The sequence below is a fragment of the Thiocapsa sp. genome (genome assembly GCF_022340925.1).
GTDB lineage: Bacteria > Pseudomonadota > Gammaproteobacteria > Chromatiales > Chromatiaceae > Thiocapsa.
In genome coordinates, this window is sequence record NZ_JAJDNA010000030.1 from 52,210 (window position 1) to 67,674 (window position 15,465).

Sequence of the window (15,465 nt, forward strand, 5' to 3'; positions counted from 1 at the left end):
GCTCGTGCGCGGTTGCCGTCAGGTGTCAGCGCGGAGCTTGCGCCGCACTGGACGACGCACGAGACACCGCTTTGGCTGTTGTTCTTCCTGTCGTCCCCACGGCGAACCCGTCGACGCTGCTCAACCAGCCGTTTCGACCGGCCGCACCGTCGCCTCATGGAACTGAAGTCGGTGCAGGCGTGCGTAATAGCCGTCGAGCGCCAAAAGCTCGGCGTGACGACCCTGCTCGACCAGCCGCCCTGCCTCCATGACCAGGATACGGTCGGCGTTCTCGATGGTCGAGAGACGGTGGGCGATCATCAGGGTCGTTCGGTTCGCCATCAACTCCTGGAGCGCGGCCTGGATATGGCGCTCCGACTCCGTGTCGAGCGCCGAGGTCGCCTCATCCAGGATCAGAATCGGGGCGTCCTTGAACATGGCCCGGGCGATGGCGAGCCGTTGGCGCTGCCCCCCGGAGAGCAAGACGCCACGGTCGCCGACCCGCGTCTCGAAGCCGGCGGGTAGGGCCTCGATGAAGTCAAGCGCATGGGCGCTCGCCGCGACTCGACGAAGCTCCTCGCGGGTCGGCGGGTCGGCACGGCCGTAGGCGATATTGTTGGCAATGGTGTCATTGAAAAGGACGACATCCTGGCTCACCAGCGAGATCTGGGCACGCAGGCTCGCCAGCGTCAGCTCTCGGATCAGGATGCCGTCGATCCGGATCTCACCGGCGGTTGCGTCGTAGAAACGCGGCAACAGGCTCGCGACGGTGCTCTTGCCGCTTCCGGAGCGCCCGACCAGTGCGACGCGCTCGCCCTGCTCAATGGTGAGGTCGAGATCCCGGATTGCGGCTGGCTTGTCGGCCGAGTAGGCATGGGTCACGCCACGATAGTCGATCCGTCCAGCAGCGCGATCCAGCGTTCGGCATCCTCGATCGCGTTCCTCCTCCGAGTCGAGGAGCTCGAACAGGCTCTGCGCGGCAATGATGCCGCGCTGCAGATGGGCGTTGACTGAGGTCAGGCGCTTCACTGGCGGCAGAAGCAGACCCATGGCAACGACGAAAGACATGAAAGTCCCGACCGAAATGTTCTCTTTGAGCCCCTGCATGGTGGACAGATAAACGATGACCGCGATCGCCACCGCCGAGATCAACTGAACCAAGGGCACACTCGCGGCCTCGGTCGCGATCATCTTCATCTGCAGCGAGCGGGTCTTCTCGTTGATGGCGCTGAAGCGTCTCGCCTCGCGCACCTGCCCACCGAAGGCCTTGACCACCCGATGCGCATCGATCGCCTCCTGGGCGACCTGGGTCAGCGCCCCGACACGATCCTGGATACGGCGGCTGTGGCGACGAAAACGCTTGGTCGCATACTTGACTGCTCCCGCCATGACCGGTCCGATGACCAGGAAGATGGCCGAGAGTGCCGCGTTAAGATACAGCATGTAGGCCATCAGACCGATGACGGTGAAGCCGTCACGGATGATGGTCGTGACAGCAGAGGTGGCCGCAGTCGCGACGTTCTCGACATTGTAGGTCAGCTTGGCCAGGATGTGCCCGGACCCCTGATTGTCGTAGTAGCGCGTCGGTGCACGCAGCAGGTGCTCGAACATCTGTTGGCGCAGATCAGCGACGACACGACGGCCGACCCAGCTAAGACAGTAAGTGTTGGCGAATCCCGCAATTCCACGCACCACGAAAAGTGCCACTAACAGGAAGGGCATGAGGCGCACGACCTCCTCGTTGCGATCCACGAAGCTGCCGTCGATCAACGGCTGCATCATGGCGGCAAAGAGCGGCTCGGTCACCGCGAAGGCCAGCATGGCGAGGATCGAGACCGCAAACATGCGCGAGTAAGGTCTAACGTAGCCGAGAAGCCGCCGATAGACCTGAGTGGCCTCTTCGCCCGACCGGGCCGCTTCGCGACTCACTGCGAGGGTCCCTCGGGGCGGATCGCGGCGAAGGCAACGCGAGACAGCCCCGCCTGGCGGGCGGCATCCAGCGCGGTCATGACCGCCTGATGTGGCGTCCTGGCATCGGCCTGGATCAAGACCGGCATGGCCGCGCGTCCGCCGAGCGCACCCTTGAGGGCCTGAATCAGCGTGTCGGCGGCACGCCCCCCGACGGCCTGGTCATCCACCCGGAAAGACCCGGACTGGTCGATGAGGATCTCGATCATCTCAGGCCCCTCGGCCGGGATCGCCTCGCCTTGCGCCTCCGGCAGCTGGATGCGGAGCCGCGCCTCGTCCTTGAAGGTCGTCGAGACCATGAAGAAGATCAATAGGAGGAAGACGACGTCAATTAGAGGGGTAAGATTGATCTCCGCCTGATCCCGGCGATGCGGACGCAGATTCACGCAACCACCTCACCGGCCTCTCGTTCACCCTTCATGACCTCCACCAGCCGAAGTGACTGCTCTTCCATGTCGAGGGCGAGCCGCGCGACCTTGTTGTCGAACAAGCGGTAGAACAGAAGTGCCGGAATCGCCACCGAGAGGCCAGCGGCGGTCGTGATCAACGCCTTGGAGATCCCACCGGCCAAGATCGCGGCATTGCCGACCCCGGCTTCCATGATGACGGCAAAGACATCGATCATCCCCAGGACCGTCCCCAACAGGCCCAGCAAGGGCGCGACCGAGGCGACGGTCCCGAGGCTGCTCAGAAAACGCTCCAGCTCGGCCACGACCTGGCGCCCGGTATCCTCGATCGCCTCCTTCATGATCTCGCGTGGGTGATTGCGGTTGATGAGTCCTGCTGCGAGCAGACGCCCCAGCGGCGAGCCGGCGCGGATCTCCTCGATTCGCGCGTCGCTCAAGTGCCCCTGGCGATGCCACTCGAAGATCCGAGCGACCAGATTCGGAGGCATGATCCGGGACCGTCGCAGGGTCCAGGCGCGCTCGATCACGATGGCGGTCGTGATGATCGAGCAGGCAACGATCGGCACCATCAGCCAGCCGCCGGAAGACAACAAGTCGAGCAAGAGGAGAGCTCCTTGGGGATTGCGGTCAATCGGCCCTAGCAAGCGACTGAACTTCGGATATGCGGGCCGGTCTCGGCCGCGATGGGACCCGCTGACTGCTCATGAGGCGGCTCGTGTGTTCGGCGGCGCATCAAGTCGGAGACAAGCCTCCGAGGGCCGGGCCGTTCAGAAGCCCGGCGCTGCGGACCCGAGGCGATGTCGAGGTCGAGGCGCGATGACACCATGGTACTCCCTCGTCCCGCTTCGGCAACCCGGCATCTTGCGGCGCTGGCGCATCCGATGACGGCGTGGGGTGGACGAGCGTGTCAGGCAACGCGCGCGGATCGGCAGAGCAGCTGCAAGCGCTCGAGCTCGGTATCGTCGAAACCGGCCTGCCGTCGGGCCGGGAGATTGAGTGGACAGCGAATGCCGCCCGGCAGATAGCGCTCGAGCAGGTCGAAGTAGAGCGCGCCGGCGTCGAGGGCGCGCTCCTCACAGAGCCGACGGAACCAGTGGGAGCCGATGGCCACATGGCTGACCTCATCGCGGAGGATGACACCGAGGCGGGCGGCCGTCTCCTGGTCGCCCGCCACCTCGAATCGCTCGATCATGGCGGGCGTCACATCCAGGCCGCGTGCCTCCATGACCCGAGGGATCAGCGCCATCCGAACCATTGGATCATGCGCCGTGGCTCGTGCCATCCCCCAGAGACCATCATGCGCCGGAAAGTCCCCATACGCGTAGCCCAGATCCTGGAGACGCTCGTGCATGAGACCGAAGTGCTCGGACTCCTCGACGGCGACCCGAATCCAGTCGTGGTAGAAGTCCGCCGGCATCCCCCGGAAACGCTGTACCGCGTCCCAGGCGAGGTTGATGGCGTTGAATTCGATATGGGCGACGGCGTGGATCATGGCGCCGCGGCCTTGGCGGTTCGTGAGCTTCCGAGGCTTGAGGTCCCGCGGCGGAACCAGCTCGGGCCTCGCCGGTCGACCGGGGAGGTCCAATACCGCACCAGCGCCCGATGCATCCGCGCTGAGTTGCCCTGCCCGCCAGCTTTCAGCCGCAGCCAGAGTCAATGCCTGCTTGCGGGCCGGGTCCGGCTCCCCGAGACAGGATACCGCCGCATCGAAGAGGTTTCCCCGCGCCTCAATCATTCCCGGAATCCGAGCATCAGATCCATCACATTGGTCCCCGTCGGTCCGGTGCGAATCAGATCGCCGCTCGCCTGAAGGAATGAGCCTGAATCGGCGCGCGCAAGACTCATGACGGCATCGAGTCCGGCATCCCTCGCCCGTTCCAGGGTGAAGCCGTCCACCAGGCCACCGGCGTCGTCGGTCAGACCGTCGGTCCCATCGGTGCCCGCGCTGAGCAGCGCCCCGCTCGGATGACCGGCCAACTCGACCGCCGCCGCCAGGGCGAGGTGCTGATTTCGGCCACCCCGCCCCGGCGAGTCCGGCAAGCACACCGTCGTTTCACCGCCCCAGATGTGCAGACCGGGCGGACCGCTCAGCAGGACCCCGGCCAGGCGACGTCCGGCGCGCACGGCATCGCCCTCGACGGTACACTGGTGGACACGGACCGGCAGACCTGCACGGCGCCCAGTCTCCGCAGCCGCGGCCTTGGCGGTCTGCACAGTGGCAACCAGCTCGATCGGAGGACCGAACGCCGGCAGCAATCCCCGCCGCTCGAGTCCCCTTCCGACCAACTCATCCAGCCACGACGGCAGGGCCAGCTCGGCGAGTCGCTCCGCGAGTTTGACCTCGGGCACCAGCAACCCCGAGCCGATCACACCTGGCGCGTTGTCCGGGACATCTGAGATCGCGAGCACCCGCGAACGCCGATCTTTCAGCACGGTCAGAAGTCCGCCGCCCTTGATCAAAGAGAGGGCCTTGCGAACCTGATTCACCGCATCGATCGGCAGCCCACTCCCGAGGAGCCACTCGTTCACGCGCCGGAGCTCGGCCAGCCCCAGCCAGGACACTGGGACCTCGACCAGACTGGAGGCCCCGCCGGAGATCAGGAAGAGCACCCCCGTCTCATCCGGAAGCCCTGCCAGGGCAGAAATCAATCGCCGGCCGGCCTCCAGACTCCGCCGGTCCGGGATCGGGTGACCGCCTAGACGACAATCGACCCCGAGTCCGGCAAACGGCAACGGATCAAGGTAACCCGGCTTGGTGATCACCAGGCCGCCGACGCAGTCCCGGCCAAGCACATCCCAAGCGCCCAATGCCATCGACTGCGCCGCCTTACCGATGGCACAGACCCATATGGGGCCGTCCAGGGGGCGCTCGGCCAAAGCCCGGCCCACGACCGTCCGCCCCTCGGCGGCCCGCAGGGCCGCGGCGAAGACCTCGAGCAACACTCCGCGCACGGAGCCCGACTCAACCATCAAAGATACCCCGGACGAGATCGACAATCGGCGCCGATGGCCCTCGGCTGCGGCGAGCCGCGCCCGAGGCGCCCCCCCGCCCTGCTCAGGCACCATTCTCGGACGGTTGGAGAACCGCATCGCGACTCCAGATTGCGGTTGCGCAATGCATTCCTCAGAAGGACATGTCTAAGTGTCGGAAAGGGAGGGATGCGGTTCTCTCGGGATCGTCCGAATTCACCGCGACCCATTACCGAACGGTCAGACATCCACCGAAACCATACCAACGAGTCTCACCCATGAAGCTTTGTTCGAAATGCGGGCGATCTCCGCTGCCCTTCGCGATGGTGCTGCTGATCTCGAGCGTGCTCGCGTTCATCACCTGGTTGGTGTTGGGTCTGTCCCAGGTCGAGCCCGTCCCGCGCGCGGCAGCCGGAGCGGCGGTGTTTTTCGCGGTCGGCGGGACCCTCGTGCACTATGTCGTCAGTTGCCTCAAACGCCACTGCCGGCATGTGCATGAGGACCGCGGACCATCGGGCCAGACCTTCAGTCGGCCCGTGTGACCCGATCACGCAGATAGACGGGTGCCGCCAGCTCGGGGGCCATCTGTCGTCCCGCGACAAGCTCGGCGGCGCCGATCAGGGCGAGATCGTGCGCCTCGCAGATGGCATCGCCCGCACAACTCTGCCGTTCCAATGCGGCGCGAGCCATGAGCTGCTCGCCATAGGCCGCCCAGCCGGAGCCGACGCCGTACCAGGATCGCCCCGGCGGAACCTGCACGCGGCCCGGAGGAGAGACCTGCTCTTCGCAGCAAGGCTGCGCCAATCCCCGGCAGTCGATCTCGAAACAGCCCCAGTAGACCTCCCCCATCCGGGCATCGAGCGCCGTCAAGAGATGTCGCTGGCCGCCTCGCCGAAACTGGCCGGTCGCCATGCACGCCAAGGTCGACACGGGCACCACCGGCAACCCTGCGCCGAAGGCCGCGCCTTGGGCGACCGCGACCGCGATCCGCACCCCGGTGAAGGACCCGGGACCCCGGGCAAAGACGATTGCGTCCAGCTCGGCAAGCTCGGCCCCTGCCTCACCCAACAACCGCTGCATCATTGCGAGGATGAGCTCGCCGTGTCGTCTCGGCGCGGTCTCGAGCACTTGCTCGATACGATCGCCCCACAATAGGGCGGCAGAGCAGGCGTCACTCGACGTGTCGATCGCGAGGAGCTTCAACCAAGGACCCCCGTCGCGTGTCCCGGGGAGGTCATCCGTCGAACCCCGCCAGCACCGCCCGAGTCTCGGCGGCCGAGATCCGAGGACCGATGCTCGTCACCAGCTTTGCTGCGGCAGCCGAGGCCAGGTTGCCGGCGCGCGTGAAACCCCAGCCCTGGCTGAGTCCGTAAAGGAAGGCGCCGGCAAACATATCCCCGGCCCCAACGGTATCCACCGCCTGGACCTTGACCGGCGCGATCTCGAGCAGGGTGTCTCCGTCCCAGACCAGGGCGCCTTTGGGGCCGCGGGTGATCGCGAATGTCCGGCTGATCGTCTTGAGATAGTCCACCGCGACGTCGAGGTCGTCGCTCCCGGCCATGCCCATCGCCTCGAGCTCGTTGGCAAACAGCAGGTCCACGCCGGATCCGATCATCTCAAGCAGACCAGACTTGAAGAATTTCACCATGTTGGGATCCGACAGCGAGATAGCGGTCTTGACGCCGGCCGCATCCGCGATCCCTTTGGCAGCGATCGACGCCTCACGCGCCGCATCCGAGGTGACCAGATAACCTTCCGTGTAGAACCAATCCGAGTCGCGGAGGGCGTCCGCCACCAGCTCCCGGGTGGACAACTCCCCGCTCACGCCGAGGAAGGTGCACATGGTCCGGTCACTGTCCGGGGTCACGAGCACGACGCAGCGACCGGTATGACCCTGGCCCTTCTCGGTATGGTTGTTGGTGTCAACGCCACCCCTGGTCAGGTCATCCATGTAGAAGTGACCCAGTTCGTCATCGGCGACCTTGCAGGAATAGAATCCCCGCGCGCCGAGCTGGCTCAAGGCAATGATCGAATTGGCTGCGGAACCGCCGGACCCCCGCTGATGCCGATGGCGCTCCAGATGTGCCATGATCGCAAGCTGCTGCTTCTCGTCGACGAGCGTCATGACACCCTTGTCGATCCCGAGGACGCCGAGATCCGAAACGTCCACCTCATATTCCATGTCAACCAGCGCATTGCCGATGCCGTAGACCTGGTATCTCGCCATCTACTCCTCCCATATCGCTCCGAAACCCATAGTCTATACCGAGACAGCCGGATGGTTCGCAGCCGTAAGGGAACAGCGGTGAGGTGAGGCTGATTTCTCGGCGATCCAGGCGAAACCTCGGCACCGGGCATCCCGCCCCGAACGGGAGGCGCGCAGACCGCGCGGATCAGGGGCTCGGCCATCCGTCGGCGCGGTGTGTCCAGAACCGTCCCGCACGGACCCGCCACACCGAAGGTCCGGACACGGAGCCATCGGGATTGAGTCGCAGCTCGACCGCGCCGACCAGGCCGGTGTCGAGCGCGGGGGTGCCACGCAGGGCGACCCGCTCGCGGACCTCAGCAACCGGGAAGCCGAACTGATTGGCATAGCCGGACGCGAACAGGACGAGCTGCGGCGAGACGGCCTCCAAGAAATCTGGGTGCGTCGAAGTGGCGCTCCCGTGGTGGCCGGCGACCAGGATGTCGCTGGCGATCGCATCGCCGAGCGTCCGCGCGAGCCGGCGCTCCGCCCCGCCCTCGATGTCGCCCGTCAATAGGATCGAGCGGCCACCGGCCTCGACGCGCAGGACACAGGAAGCGTTGTTGCCGCGGAGACCCGCCTGCGGCGGATGAAGAAAACGAAACGAGACACCGGACCACTCCCACTGCTCTCCGGCGCGGCAGGGCTCCGCGCCGGGCAGGTCCAGGTGCTCCGGTTCCCCGCTATCGATGCGACGGATGGTGACCTGCTCGGCCAACCCAACCAGCCCACCCGCATGATCGCGGTCGGCGTGGCTGATCACCAGACGCTCGACCTGCCGCACACCCTGCGCCGCGAGAAAGGGCGCCACCACGGCGCTGCCCGTGTCGAAGCCGCTGGGATAGCCTGGACCGGTATCATAGACCAGGGTGCCCTCCTGGGTGCGGACTACCGCGGCCAAGCCGAGGCCGACATCCAGCAGGGTGAACCAGACCTCGCCGTGCCCTGGCTCGGGAGGACGCAGCAGCAGCAGGGGCAAAAGGAAGACACTGCCCAGCCAGCGTCCCGGCAACCCGCGCGGGGCCAAGAGAAGCAACGCGCCTGCAGCGGCGGCGGGCCAGACCCAGGTCGGTCGCTGTGGAAACGTGGCGGCGGCCCAGGGCAGCTCGGAAAGCCAGGCGAGTCCGTCCAGACACCAGCCCAGAAGCAACGCGGTCCACTGCAAGGGGATTGCGAATCCCGCGATGAGGGTGAGCAGACTCGAGACCAGGACCAACGGCAGCAGGACCAGACTGAACAGAGGCACGGCGAGCAGGTTCACCAGCGGGGCGATGAGGGAGGCGCGCCCGAACAGAAGCAGCAGGAGCGGCAGCAACCCGATGGCCACCGCCCATTGGGCGCGACCCCAGTGTGTCCAGCTGTGGCGACTCGGCAGTCGGTGGCCCAGGCTCAGCAGCAGCACCGCCGCCGCCCCGAACGACAGCCAGAACCCGGCGGACAGGACCGCGCCCGGGTCGATCAGCAGGACACCCGCCAGCGCCAGGGTCAAGGCGTGATAGGGTCGGAGCGTGCGCTGCCAAAAGAGGGCCGCGAGCACGACCGCGACCATGATCAGGGCACGTTGCGTCGAGACCGCAAAACCCGCCAACCCCGCGTAGCCGAGGCCGGCCAGCAGACCGGCAACGGCCGCCGCACGCGGCGCGGCGAGCGCACCCGTGAGGCGCCGGCTCCGTGACCAGAGCCAGCGCACCAGGAAGAAGACTCCGCCGGCAGCGAGCCCGATATGCAGGCCGGAGATCGCGACCAGATGACTGGTGCCGGTGCGCGTCAGCACCTGCCAGTCGTCCGGGCTGAAAGCGGAGCGCTCGCCGATCACCAGTGCCCGCACCAAGGCCGACGCAGGCGCATCGGTCAACACCCGGTCAAGATGTCCGGCAATTCCCTCCCGCCAGCGGTCGAGCCAATAGGGACCGGCGCCGGCGTCCAGTCGCTCCGGGGGGCTGCCGCGCCGCACGCTGCCCGTCGCCTTCACACCTTGCTCGAACAGCCAGCGTTCGAAATCGAAGGTCCCTGGATTGGCAAGGCCATGCCTGGGCTTGAGCCGCACGGGCAAGCGCCAGCGCTCGCCCGCCCGCAGCCGGGGTGCATCATCATACCAAGCCAGCCGAGCCAGGCCATGGAAAGGCACGGGCTCGTCGTCGCGCCAAGTCTTCTCGACAGAAAACAGGAAACGCCGCGCGATGTCCGCCTGCGCAGGGATTGAAGCGATCCGTCCTTCAACGATCAACGGCGCCCGTGCCAGCTCATCCGGAAAGGGCGCGCAGAGGATCACACAGGCTTGGATCTGCGCCCAGAAGGCACCGAGCAACACCCAGAAGGGGAGCCGCGCCCAATCCTGCCGCCAGGCCGCGAGAGCCGCGATTGACATGCCCAATGCGCCCCACCAGAGTGGCGGCATCCGGGGCAGAAGATGAAAAACGGCGACCCCAGCGGCGAATGAAAGACCAGCCCCGGCCAGTGTCGAGATACGCGGGAGGGACGGCATCAACAAGATGTCCGGGCGTTCCAGTCAGCGCATGTCGGCCACCCGCCGCCGGGCCGACCGATCCATCTGGCAGGGAGTGCTCTATACTTCAGGCCTTTGCCCTGGCGTAAGACCCCCCGGACTTGCGGCGTGAAACGATGGCTGAAGCGAATCCTGCCCGCCCCTGGGGTCATCCTGGCAAACCGCCAGCTCGGGGTCTTCGGCAAGCTGCTGCACGACCCAAACCTCTGGCATCTGAATCGACACTCGGTCTCGGGGGCCGTCGCCGTCGGCTTGTTCGTGGCGTTCCTGCCGCCACTGGGCCAATCGCTGGTCGCCGCCGGCGCGGCCATTTTCTTCCGCGTCAACCTCCCGATCGCGGTCTTGACGACCTGGGTATCCAATCCCGTGACCATCCCACCCATGTTCTATTTTGCCTATAGTCTGGGCTGCTGGCTGGTCGGCATCGAACCCCGGGGGTTCAAGCTCGACTTCTGGATGGACTGGCACAACTGGCTCGCGGTCATGTGGCCACTGGCGCTCGGCAGTCTGGTCTGCGCGGCCGTTTCCGCGACCCTGGGGTACCTGATGATTCAGATGCTCTGGCGCTGGCGACTGACTCGTCTGATCCGGGCGCGCCAGGCGCGCTATCGCGCGACGGCGTCCCGAGACAGTCGACCGTCGTCCAAGCGCCAAGTGTGATCCATCCGCCCGGCCAGGTCCTGATCGTGGGTGACGATTACGAGACTGGTCCCGAAGGCGTGATTCAGCTCGAGCATTAACTCGAAGACACGGGCCGCGGTGCTGCGATCGAGATTGCCGGTCGGCTCGTCCGCCAACAGACAGGCCGGATGGGTCACCAGCGCCCGCGCCACCGCCGCCCGCTGTCGCTCGCCCCCCGACAGCTCACCCGGCTTGTGCTGTCCCCGATGCCCGAGACCGACGCGATCCAGCAGGTCGACTGCCCGTTCGCGTGCCTCGGACGGAGCGACACCGCCGATCAGGAGCGGCATCGCCACGTTTTCCAGCGCGGTGAACTCGGCCAGTAGATGATGAAACTGATAGACGAAACCGAGGTGCCGATTGCGCAGCAGACCCCGTCGGACCTCGGAGAGCGCGCCGACCTCCCGGCCCATCCAGCGGATCACCCCGCCGCTCGGCCGTTCCAGACCGCCGACACAGTGCAGCAAGGTACTCTTACCTGACCCCGAGGCTCCCACGATCGCGATCCGCTCGCCCGCAGCGACCCTGAAATCGACACCACGCAGCACCTCGACCTCGAGGGGTCCCTGGCGGAAGGTCTTGGCGAGCCCGTTGACCTCGAGCACCGGCGTCGCCTCACTCATCGGCGGTCACTCATAGCGCAGCGCCTCCGCCGGTTGGGTGCCGGCCGCCCGCCAAGCGGGATAGAGGGTCGCAAGCACCGACATCAGGAAGGCGGCGCCTCCCACGAGGAGCACGTCGGAGAGATGGACATCGGATGGCAGCTCACTGATATAGTAGATGCTGGGGTCGAGGAAATGGACGCCGAAGAGGCCCTCGATCCCCGCGACCACGGGCTCGACATTAAACGCCAGGATCACCCCGGCGACCATGCCGATCAGGGTCCCGACCAACCCGATGGCGGTCCCCTGAACCATGAAGATCCCCATGATGCGCCCGGGTGACGCGCCCAGGGTGCGCAGCACCGCGATATCTGACTGTTTGTCGGTAACCACCATGACGAGCGTGGAGACGATATTGAAGGCGGCCACGGCAACGATCAGGAAGAGAATGATACTCATCATTCTTTTCTCCATCGCCAGCGCGCTAAAGAAGTTGCTGTGGGCCTGAGTCCAGTCCAAGACGCGGTAGACTCCGCCAAGCTCGTAGGCGATGTCGCGGGACAGCCGCGGGGCAAGCCACATGTCAGTGAGCTTCAGCCGCACACCTGAGACCGCTCGGCCCAGATTGAGCAGCTTGGCGCCGTCGTTCATGTGGATGAACGCGGCATTGCGGTCGTAGTCGGCCATGCCCACCGAAAAGATGCCGCTGACGGTAAACCGCTTGAGCCGAGGCATGATCCCCACGGGGGTTGCGCTGACCTGAGGCGTGACGACCGTCACCTTGTCGCCAGGCTGAACACCCAGAAAGCTCGCCAGATCGCGACCCAAGATGATCCGGAACTCGCCGTCGACCAGGTCGTCCACCGAACCCGCGACCATATCCCGCCGCAGCTCGGCGACCTGGTCCTCCTCGGTCGGGATGATCCCGCGGACCAGTGCCCCGCTGACCTGCGAGCCATTGACCAGCATACCCTGGACCTCGACGAACGGCGCCGCGCCTACGACGTCCGGATGCGCACGAACGCGGTCCAACACCTCCGACCAATCCTGCATGCCGCCATCGGGATCGGAGAGCGTCGCATGCGACGCCATGCTCAGAATGCGGGCCTGGATCTCTTTGTGGAAACCGTTCATGACCGACAGCACCACGATGAGTGCGACGATGCCGAGCGCGATGCCCGCCATCGAGGTCGCAGAGATGAAGGAGATGAAATGGTTGCGGCGCTTCGCCCGCGTGTAGCGTAGCCCGATGTAGATGGCGAGGGGATGGAACATGGCGGCGGATTTAACCACAAACCCCGCCGCCCTGCCCGACATCCTTTACCTTTCGGTGCGAGCGGACAGAGGATCCTCTTCGGCGTTGAGCCCGGGTGCCGAAACGCGTCCTTGCGATTGCCCCCGCGCCTCCCGAGCCCGGCGCCCTCGCGCGACTCATCGCATACAATGGGCGCATCGGCTACTTCACGGGGAGGGATTGATGCGCCGATTGCCCGCCGAGTGGGAGCCCCAGAGCGGGGTGATGCTCACCTGGCCCCATGCCGAGACCGACTGGGCGGACCAGCTGCACCGCATCGAGCGAGTCTATGCTCAGCTCGCCGCGTTGATCGGGCGCTTGGAACCGGTGCTGAACGTCTGCCGGGGGCCGGCTCACGCCGAACGGGTCCGCGCCCTTATCAAGGGGGCGGGCGCCAACCCCAGCGCCCAGCGCTTCGGCATCGCGCCAAGCAACGACACCTGGGCGCGCGACCATGGGCCGATCGGTGTGTGGGGAGAGCACGGCCGGCCCCTCTTGCTCGATTTCCGCTTCAACGGCTGGGGCGGGAAGCACCCGGCCGATCGGGACGACCGGATCAGCCGCACCCTGAGTGAGGGCCAAGCCTTCGGCGCGACACCGCTGGAAGCGATCGACCTGGTCCTCGAAGGGGGCGCCATCGAGACCGACGGCCGGGGCACCCTGCTTGCCGTGACGCGGACGCTGGTCGACCCCCGACGGAACCCCGGTTGGTCGACTGAGGCCATCGAGCGGGCACTGGCGAAGCATCTGGGTATCCGGCATTACCTTTGGCTGGAGCACGGCGCTCTCAGCGGCGACGATACCGACGGTCACATCGATACGCTCGTTCGGTTCTGCAGACCGGAAACGCTCTGCTATGTGCGCTGCCAAGATCCCATGGATGCCGACTTCACCGAGCTACGGGCGATGGAGCAAGAGCTCCAGGCCTTCCGCGACCCCCAGGGCCATCCCTATCGACTGATCCCCCTGCCCACCCCCAGCCCCGCCCTGGACGAGAATGGCGCGCGGCTCCCCGCAAGCTATGCCAATTTCCTCGTGATCAATGGCGCTGTGCTGGTGCCGACCTATGACGACCGGGCGGACGACGCTGCGCTGGCCACCCTCGGCGGTCTCTTCCCGGACCGCGCCATCCTCCCCGTCGACTGCCGCCGGCTCATCCGCCAGGGTGGCAGCCTACATTGCATGAGCATGCAGCTGATGCAAGACGCCCTGCCGCGGGCGCCTATCCGGGATCCTCATGTCTCCGCCTCGGCGGTGTGAAACGGAGCACGTGCCTGGCTCGCCGCGGATGGCTCACGGCTAAAGGCCGAAGCTCGCATGGGATTCAAGATCGGCCACAAACCTGGCACACTTGCCCCGCAATGCCAGAGACCGGCTGCCCCGATGGCCGGTCGCCACACCCACCTCCGAGGCCCGACCACAGCATGAGCGACCCAGTCAAGTATCTGCTCGACGAGGAGCACCTTCCCCGCTTCTGGTACAACATCAACGCCGATCTCCCGAAGCCACTGGATCCGGTGCTGCATCCGGGCACCCAACAGCCCATCACCCCCGATGACCTTGCGGTGATCTTCCCGCGCGCCGTCATCGAGCAGGAGATGAGTACCGAGCGCGAGATCGAGATCCCCGGCCCGGTGCGCGACGTCTATCGCCAATGGCGCCCATCGCCCTTGTTTCGCGCGCGCCGGCTGGAGACAGCACTCAACACGCCTGCCAAGATCTACTACAAATACGAGGGGGTCAGCCCCGCCGGCAGCCATAAGCCCAATACCGCGATCGCCCAGGCCTTCTATAACAAGCAGGAGGGCGTGAAGCGCATCACCACCGAGACCGGCGCCGGTCAATGGGGCTCCTCACTGGCCCTGGCCGGGTCCTTTTTCGGGCTCGACATCGTGGTCTACATGGTGAAGGTGAGCTTCCAGCAAAAGCCCTATCGGCGTGCCTTCATGGAGACCTTCGGGGCGCAGTGCATCGCGAGCCCGAGTGACACCACGCAATCCGGGCGTGCCATCCTAGCCGAACATCCGGACAGCACCGGCAGTCTGGGCATCGCCATCAGCGAGGCCGTAGAGCTGGCCGCCCAGAGCGACGACACCAAGTATGCCCTCGGGAGCGTCCTGAACCATGTCCTCCTGCATCAAACGGTTGTTGGCCTGGAGGCACAGCAACAGATGGCGATGGCGGGAGACTACCCCGACATGGTCATCGGGTGCACGGGCGGCGGCAGCAACTTTGCCGGGATCAGCTTCCCGTTCCTCGGCGAGAAGCTGCGCAGCGGCAGGGACATCCAGCTCATTGCCGTCGAGCCCTCGGCCTGTCCAACCCTGACCAAGGGCCTGTTCGCCTACGACTACGGCGATACAGCCAAACTGACGCCGTTGGTGAAGATGTACACGCTCGGATCCAGCTTCGTACCCCCTGGTTTCCACGCGGGCGGGCTGCGCTATCACGGCATGGCGCCGCAGATCAGCCATCTCACCAAGCTCGGCTATATCGAGCCGCGATCTTACAACCAGCTGGATTGCTTCGCCGCCGGCATCCAGTTCGCCAAGGCCGAGGGCATCATCCCTGCGCCCGAGGCCAATCACGCCGTGAAGGCCGTGATTTACGAGGCTGAGCAATGCCGCGACTCCGGCGAGTCCAAGACCATCCTCTTCAACCTCTGCGGACACGGAAACTTCGACATGCAAGCCTATACCGACTACCTGGCCGGACAGCTCAAGGACCTGACGTACGCCGAAGACGAGGTCGCCATGGCGTTGGCCGGCCTGCCCAGCGTCGGTTAAGGATCGAGCGCACTCGCGCGAACGGCG

At 65.9% G+C, this 15,465-nt stretch carries 14 protein-coding genes; 4 read left to right on the forward strand and 10 right to left on the reverse strand.

Features of this window, described 5'->3' with window-relative positions:
• Positions 1-120 precede the first annotated feature (120 nt).
• The 5 genes from msbA to LJE61_RS04320 form a co-directional block, all read right to left on the reverse strand.
• Entirely contained in the window at positions 121-1,824 is a 1,704-nt protein-coding gene (msbA, locus tag LJE61_RS04300; RefSeq protein WP_519972656.1) for a lipid A export permease/ATP-binding protein MsbA, read from the reverse strand.
• Between the two features lie 80 nt (positions 1,825-1,904).
• Positions 1,905-2,333 (reverse strand): ExbD/TolR family protein, encoded by a 429-nt coding sequence (locus tag LJE61_RS04305; RefSeq protein WP_296912453.1) that lies wholly within the window; start codon positions 2,331-2,333, stop codon positions 1,905-1,907.
• Complete coding sequence (locus LJE61_RS04310; protein WP_519972657.1) at positions 2,330-2,923, reverse strand: MotA/TolQ/ExbB proton channel family protein; 594 nt, start codon at positions 2,921-2,923, stop codon at positions 2,330-2,332. The genes LJE61_RS04305 and LJE61_RS04310 overlap by 4 nt, the downstream gene beginning before the upstream one ends.
• A gap of 338 nt (positions 2,924-3,261) precedes the next feature.
• Complete coding sequence (locus tag LJE61_RS04315; RefSeq protein WP_296912458.1) at positions 3,262-4,089, reverse strand: ferritin-like domain-containing protein; 828 nt, start codon at positions 4,087-4,089, stop codon at positions 3,262-3,264.
• Positions 4,086-5,324, reverse strand: a complete 1,239-nt coding sequence (locus tag LJE61_RS04320) for a glycerate kinase type-2 family protein (protein WP_296912461.1) — start codon at positions 5,322-5,324, stop codon at positions 4,086-4,088. Before LJE61_RS04320 ends, LJE61_RS04315 begins: the two co-directional genes overlap by 4 nt.
• 278 nt (positions 5,325-5,602) lie before the next feature.
• Here LJE61_RS04320 and LJE61_RS04325 point away from each other — a divergent pair, with 278 nt between their 5' ends.
• Positions 5,603-5,866 (forward strand): hypothetical protein, encoded by a 264-nt coding sequence (locus LJE61_RS04325; RefSeq protein WP_296912464.1) that lies wholly within the window; start codon positions 5,603-5,605, stop codon positions 5,864-5,866.
• Here the strand turns inward: LJE61_RS04325 and tsaB are convergent.
• The 3 genes from tsaB to LJE61_RS04340 all read right to left on the reverse strand — a co-directional run bounded on the left by tsaB (position 5,850) and on the right by LJE61_RS04340 (position 10,054).
• Positions 5,850-6,527: a tRNA (adenosine(37)-N6)-threonylcarbamoyltransferase complex dimerization subunit type 1 TsaB gene (gene tsaB / locus LJE61_RS04330; protein ID WP_296912466.1), complete on the reverse strand. Its 678-nt coding sequence runs from the start codon at positions 6,525-6,527 to the stop codon at positions 5,850-5,852. The genes LJE61_RS04325 and tsaB overlap by 17 nt on opposite strands.
• Before the next feature lie 31 nt (positions 6,528-6,558).
• On the reverse strand, positions 6,559-7,551 hold the full coding sequence (locus LJE61_RS04335) for an adenosine kinase (RefSeq protein WP_296912468.1): 993 nt from the start codon (positions 7,549-7,551) through the stop codon (positions 6,559-6,561).
• A gap of 166 nt (positions 7,552-7,717) precedes the next feature.
• Complete coding sequence (locus LJE61_RS04340; RefSeq protein ID WP_296912471.1) at positions 7,718-10,054, reverse strand: DNA internalization-related competence protein ComEC/Rec2; 2,337 nt, start codon at positions 10,052-10,054, stop codon at positions 7,718-7,720.
• A 129-nt stretch (positions 10,055-10,183) separates the two neighbouring features.
• On the opposite strand from LJE61_RS04340, the gene LJE61_RS04345 reads away from it, so the two are divergent.
• Complete coding sequence (locus tag LJE61_RS04345; RefSeq protein WP_296912473.1) at positions 10,184-10,735, forward strand: DUF2062 domain-containing protein; 552 nt, start codon at positions 10,184-10,186, stop codon at positions 10,733-10,735.
• Here the strand turns inward: LJE61_RS04345 and lolD are convergent.
• Both lolD and LJE61_RS04355 read right to left on the reverse strand, forming a co-directional pair.
• A complete protein-coding gene (gene lolD, locus LJE61_RS04350) occupies positions 10,681-11,379 on the reverse strand; it encodes a lipoprotein-releasing ABC transporter ATP-binding protein LolD (RefSeq protein WP_296912475.1) in 699 nt (232 codons plus the stop codon). The two genes, LJE61_RS04345 and lolD, sit on opposite strands and share 55 nt — an antisense overlap.
• Before the next feature lie 6 nt (positions 11,380-11,385).
• Positions 11,386-12,633 carry a lipoprotein-releasing ABC transporter permease subunit gene (locus LJE61_RS04355; RefSeq protein WP_296912489.1) on the reverse strand — a complete coding sequence of 416 codons (1,248 nt, stop codon included), beginning with the start codon at positions 12,631-12,633 and terminating at the stop codon, positions 11,386-11,388.
• Positions 12,634-12,835: 202 nt separating this feature from the next.
• Here LJE61_RS04355 and LJE61_RS04360 point away from each other — a divergent pair, with 202 nt between their 5' ends.
• Both LJE61_RS04360 and LJE61_RS04365 read left to right on the forward strand, forming a co-directional pair.
• The gene (locus LJE61_RS04360; RefSeq protein WP_296912478.1) at positions 12,836-13,912 is read left to right on the forward strand and encodes an agmatine deiminase family protein; all 1,077 of its coding nucleotides are present in this window, start codon (positions 12,836-12,838) and stop codon (positions 13,910-13,912) included.
• A gap of 164 nt (positions 13,913-14,076) precedes the next feature.
• Complete coding sequence (locus LJE61_RS04365) at positions 14,077-15,438, forward strand: TrpB-like pyridoxal phosphate-dependent enzyme (protein WP_296912482.1); 1,362 nt, start codon at positions 14,077-14,079, stop codon at positions 15,436-15,438.
• Positions 15,439-15,465 lie beyond the last annotated feature (27 nt).

What these genes read in the sequence shown, in the direction of transcription:
- LJE61_RS04310 (WP_519972657.1), bottom strand. Translation starts at nt 2,923, where the DNA reads ATGGTGCCGATCGTTGCCTGCTCGATCATCACGACCGCCATCGTGATC.
- LJE61_RS04315 (WP_296912458.1), bottom strand. Translation starts at nt 4,089, where the DNA reads ATGATTGAGGCGCGGGGAAACCTCTTCGATGCGGCGGTATCCTGTCTC.
- LJE61_RS04320 (WP_296912461.1), bottom strand. Translation starts at nt 5,324, where the DNA reads ATGGTTGAGTCGGGCTCCGTGCGCGGAGTGTTGCTCGAGGTCTTCGCC.
- LJE61_RS04355 (WP_296912489.1), bottom strand. Translation starts at nt 12,633, where the DNA reads ATGTTCCATCCCCTCGCCATCTACATCGGGCTACGCTACACGCGGGCG.
- LJE61_RS04325 (WP_296912464.1), top strand. Translation starts at nt 5,603, where the DNA reads ATGAAGCTTTGTTCGAAATGCGGGCGATCTCCGCTGCCCTTCGCGATG.
- LJE61_RS04335 (WP_296912468.1), bottom strand. Translation starts at nt 7,551, where the DNA reads ATGGCGAGATACCAGGTCTACGGCATCGGCAATGCGCTGGTTGACATG.
- lolD (WP_296912475.1), bottom strand. Translation starts at nt 11,379, where the DNA reads ATGAGTGAGGCGACGCCGGTGCTCGAGGTCAACGGGCTCGCCAAGACC.
- LJE61_RS04340 (WP_296912471.1), bottom strand. Translation starts at nt 10,054, where the DNA reads ATGCCGTCCCTCCCGCGTATCTCGACACTGGCCGGGGCTGGTCTTTCA.
- msbA (WP_519972656.1), bottom strand. Translation starts at nt 1,824, where the DNA reads ATGTTTGCGGTCTCGATCCTCGCCATGCTGGCCTTCGCGGTGACCGAG.
- LJE61_RS04365 (WP_296912482.1), top strand. Translation starts at nt 14,077, where the DNA reads ATGAGCGACCCAGTCAAGTATCTGCTCGACGAGGAGCACCTTCCCCGC.
- LJE61_RS04360 (WP_296912478.1), top strand. Translation starts at nt 12,836, where the DNA reads ATGCGCCGATTGCCCGCCGAGTGGGAGCCCCAGAGCGGGGTGATGCTC.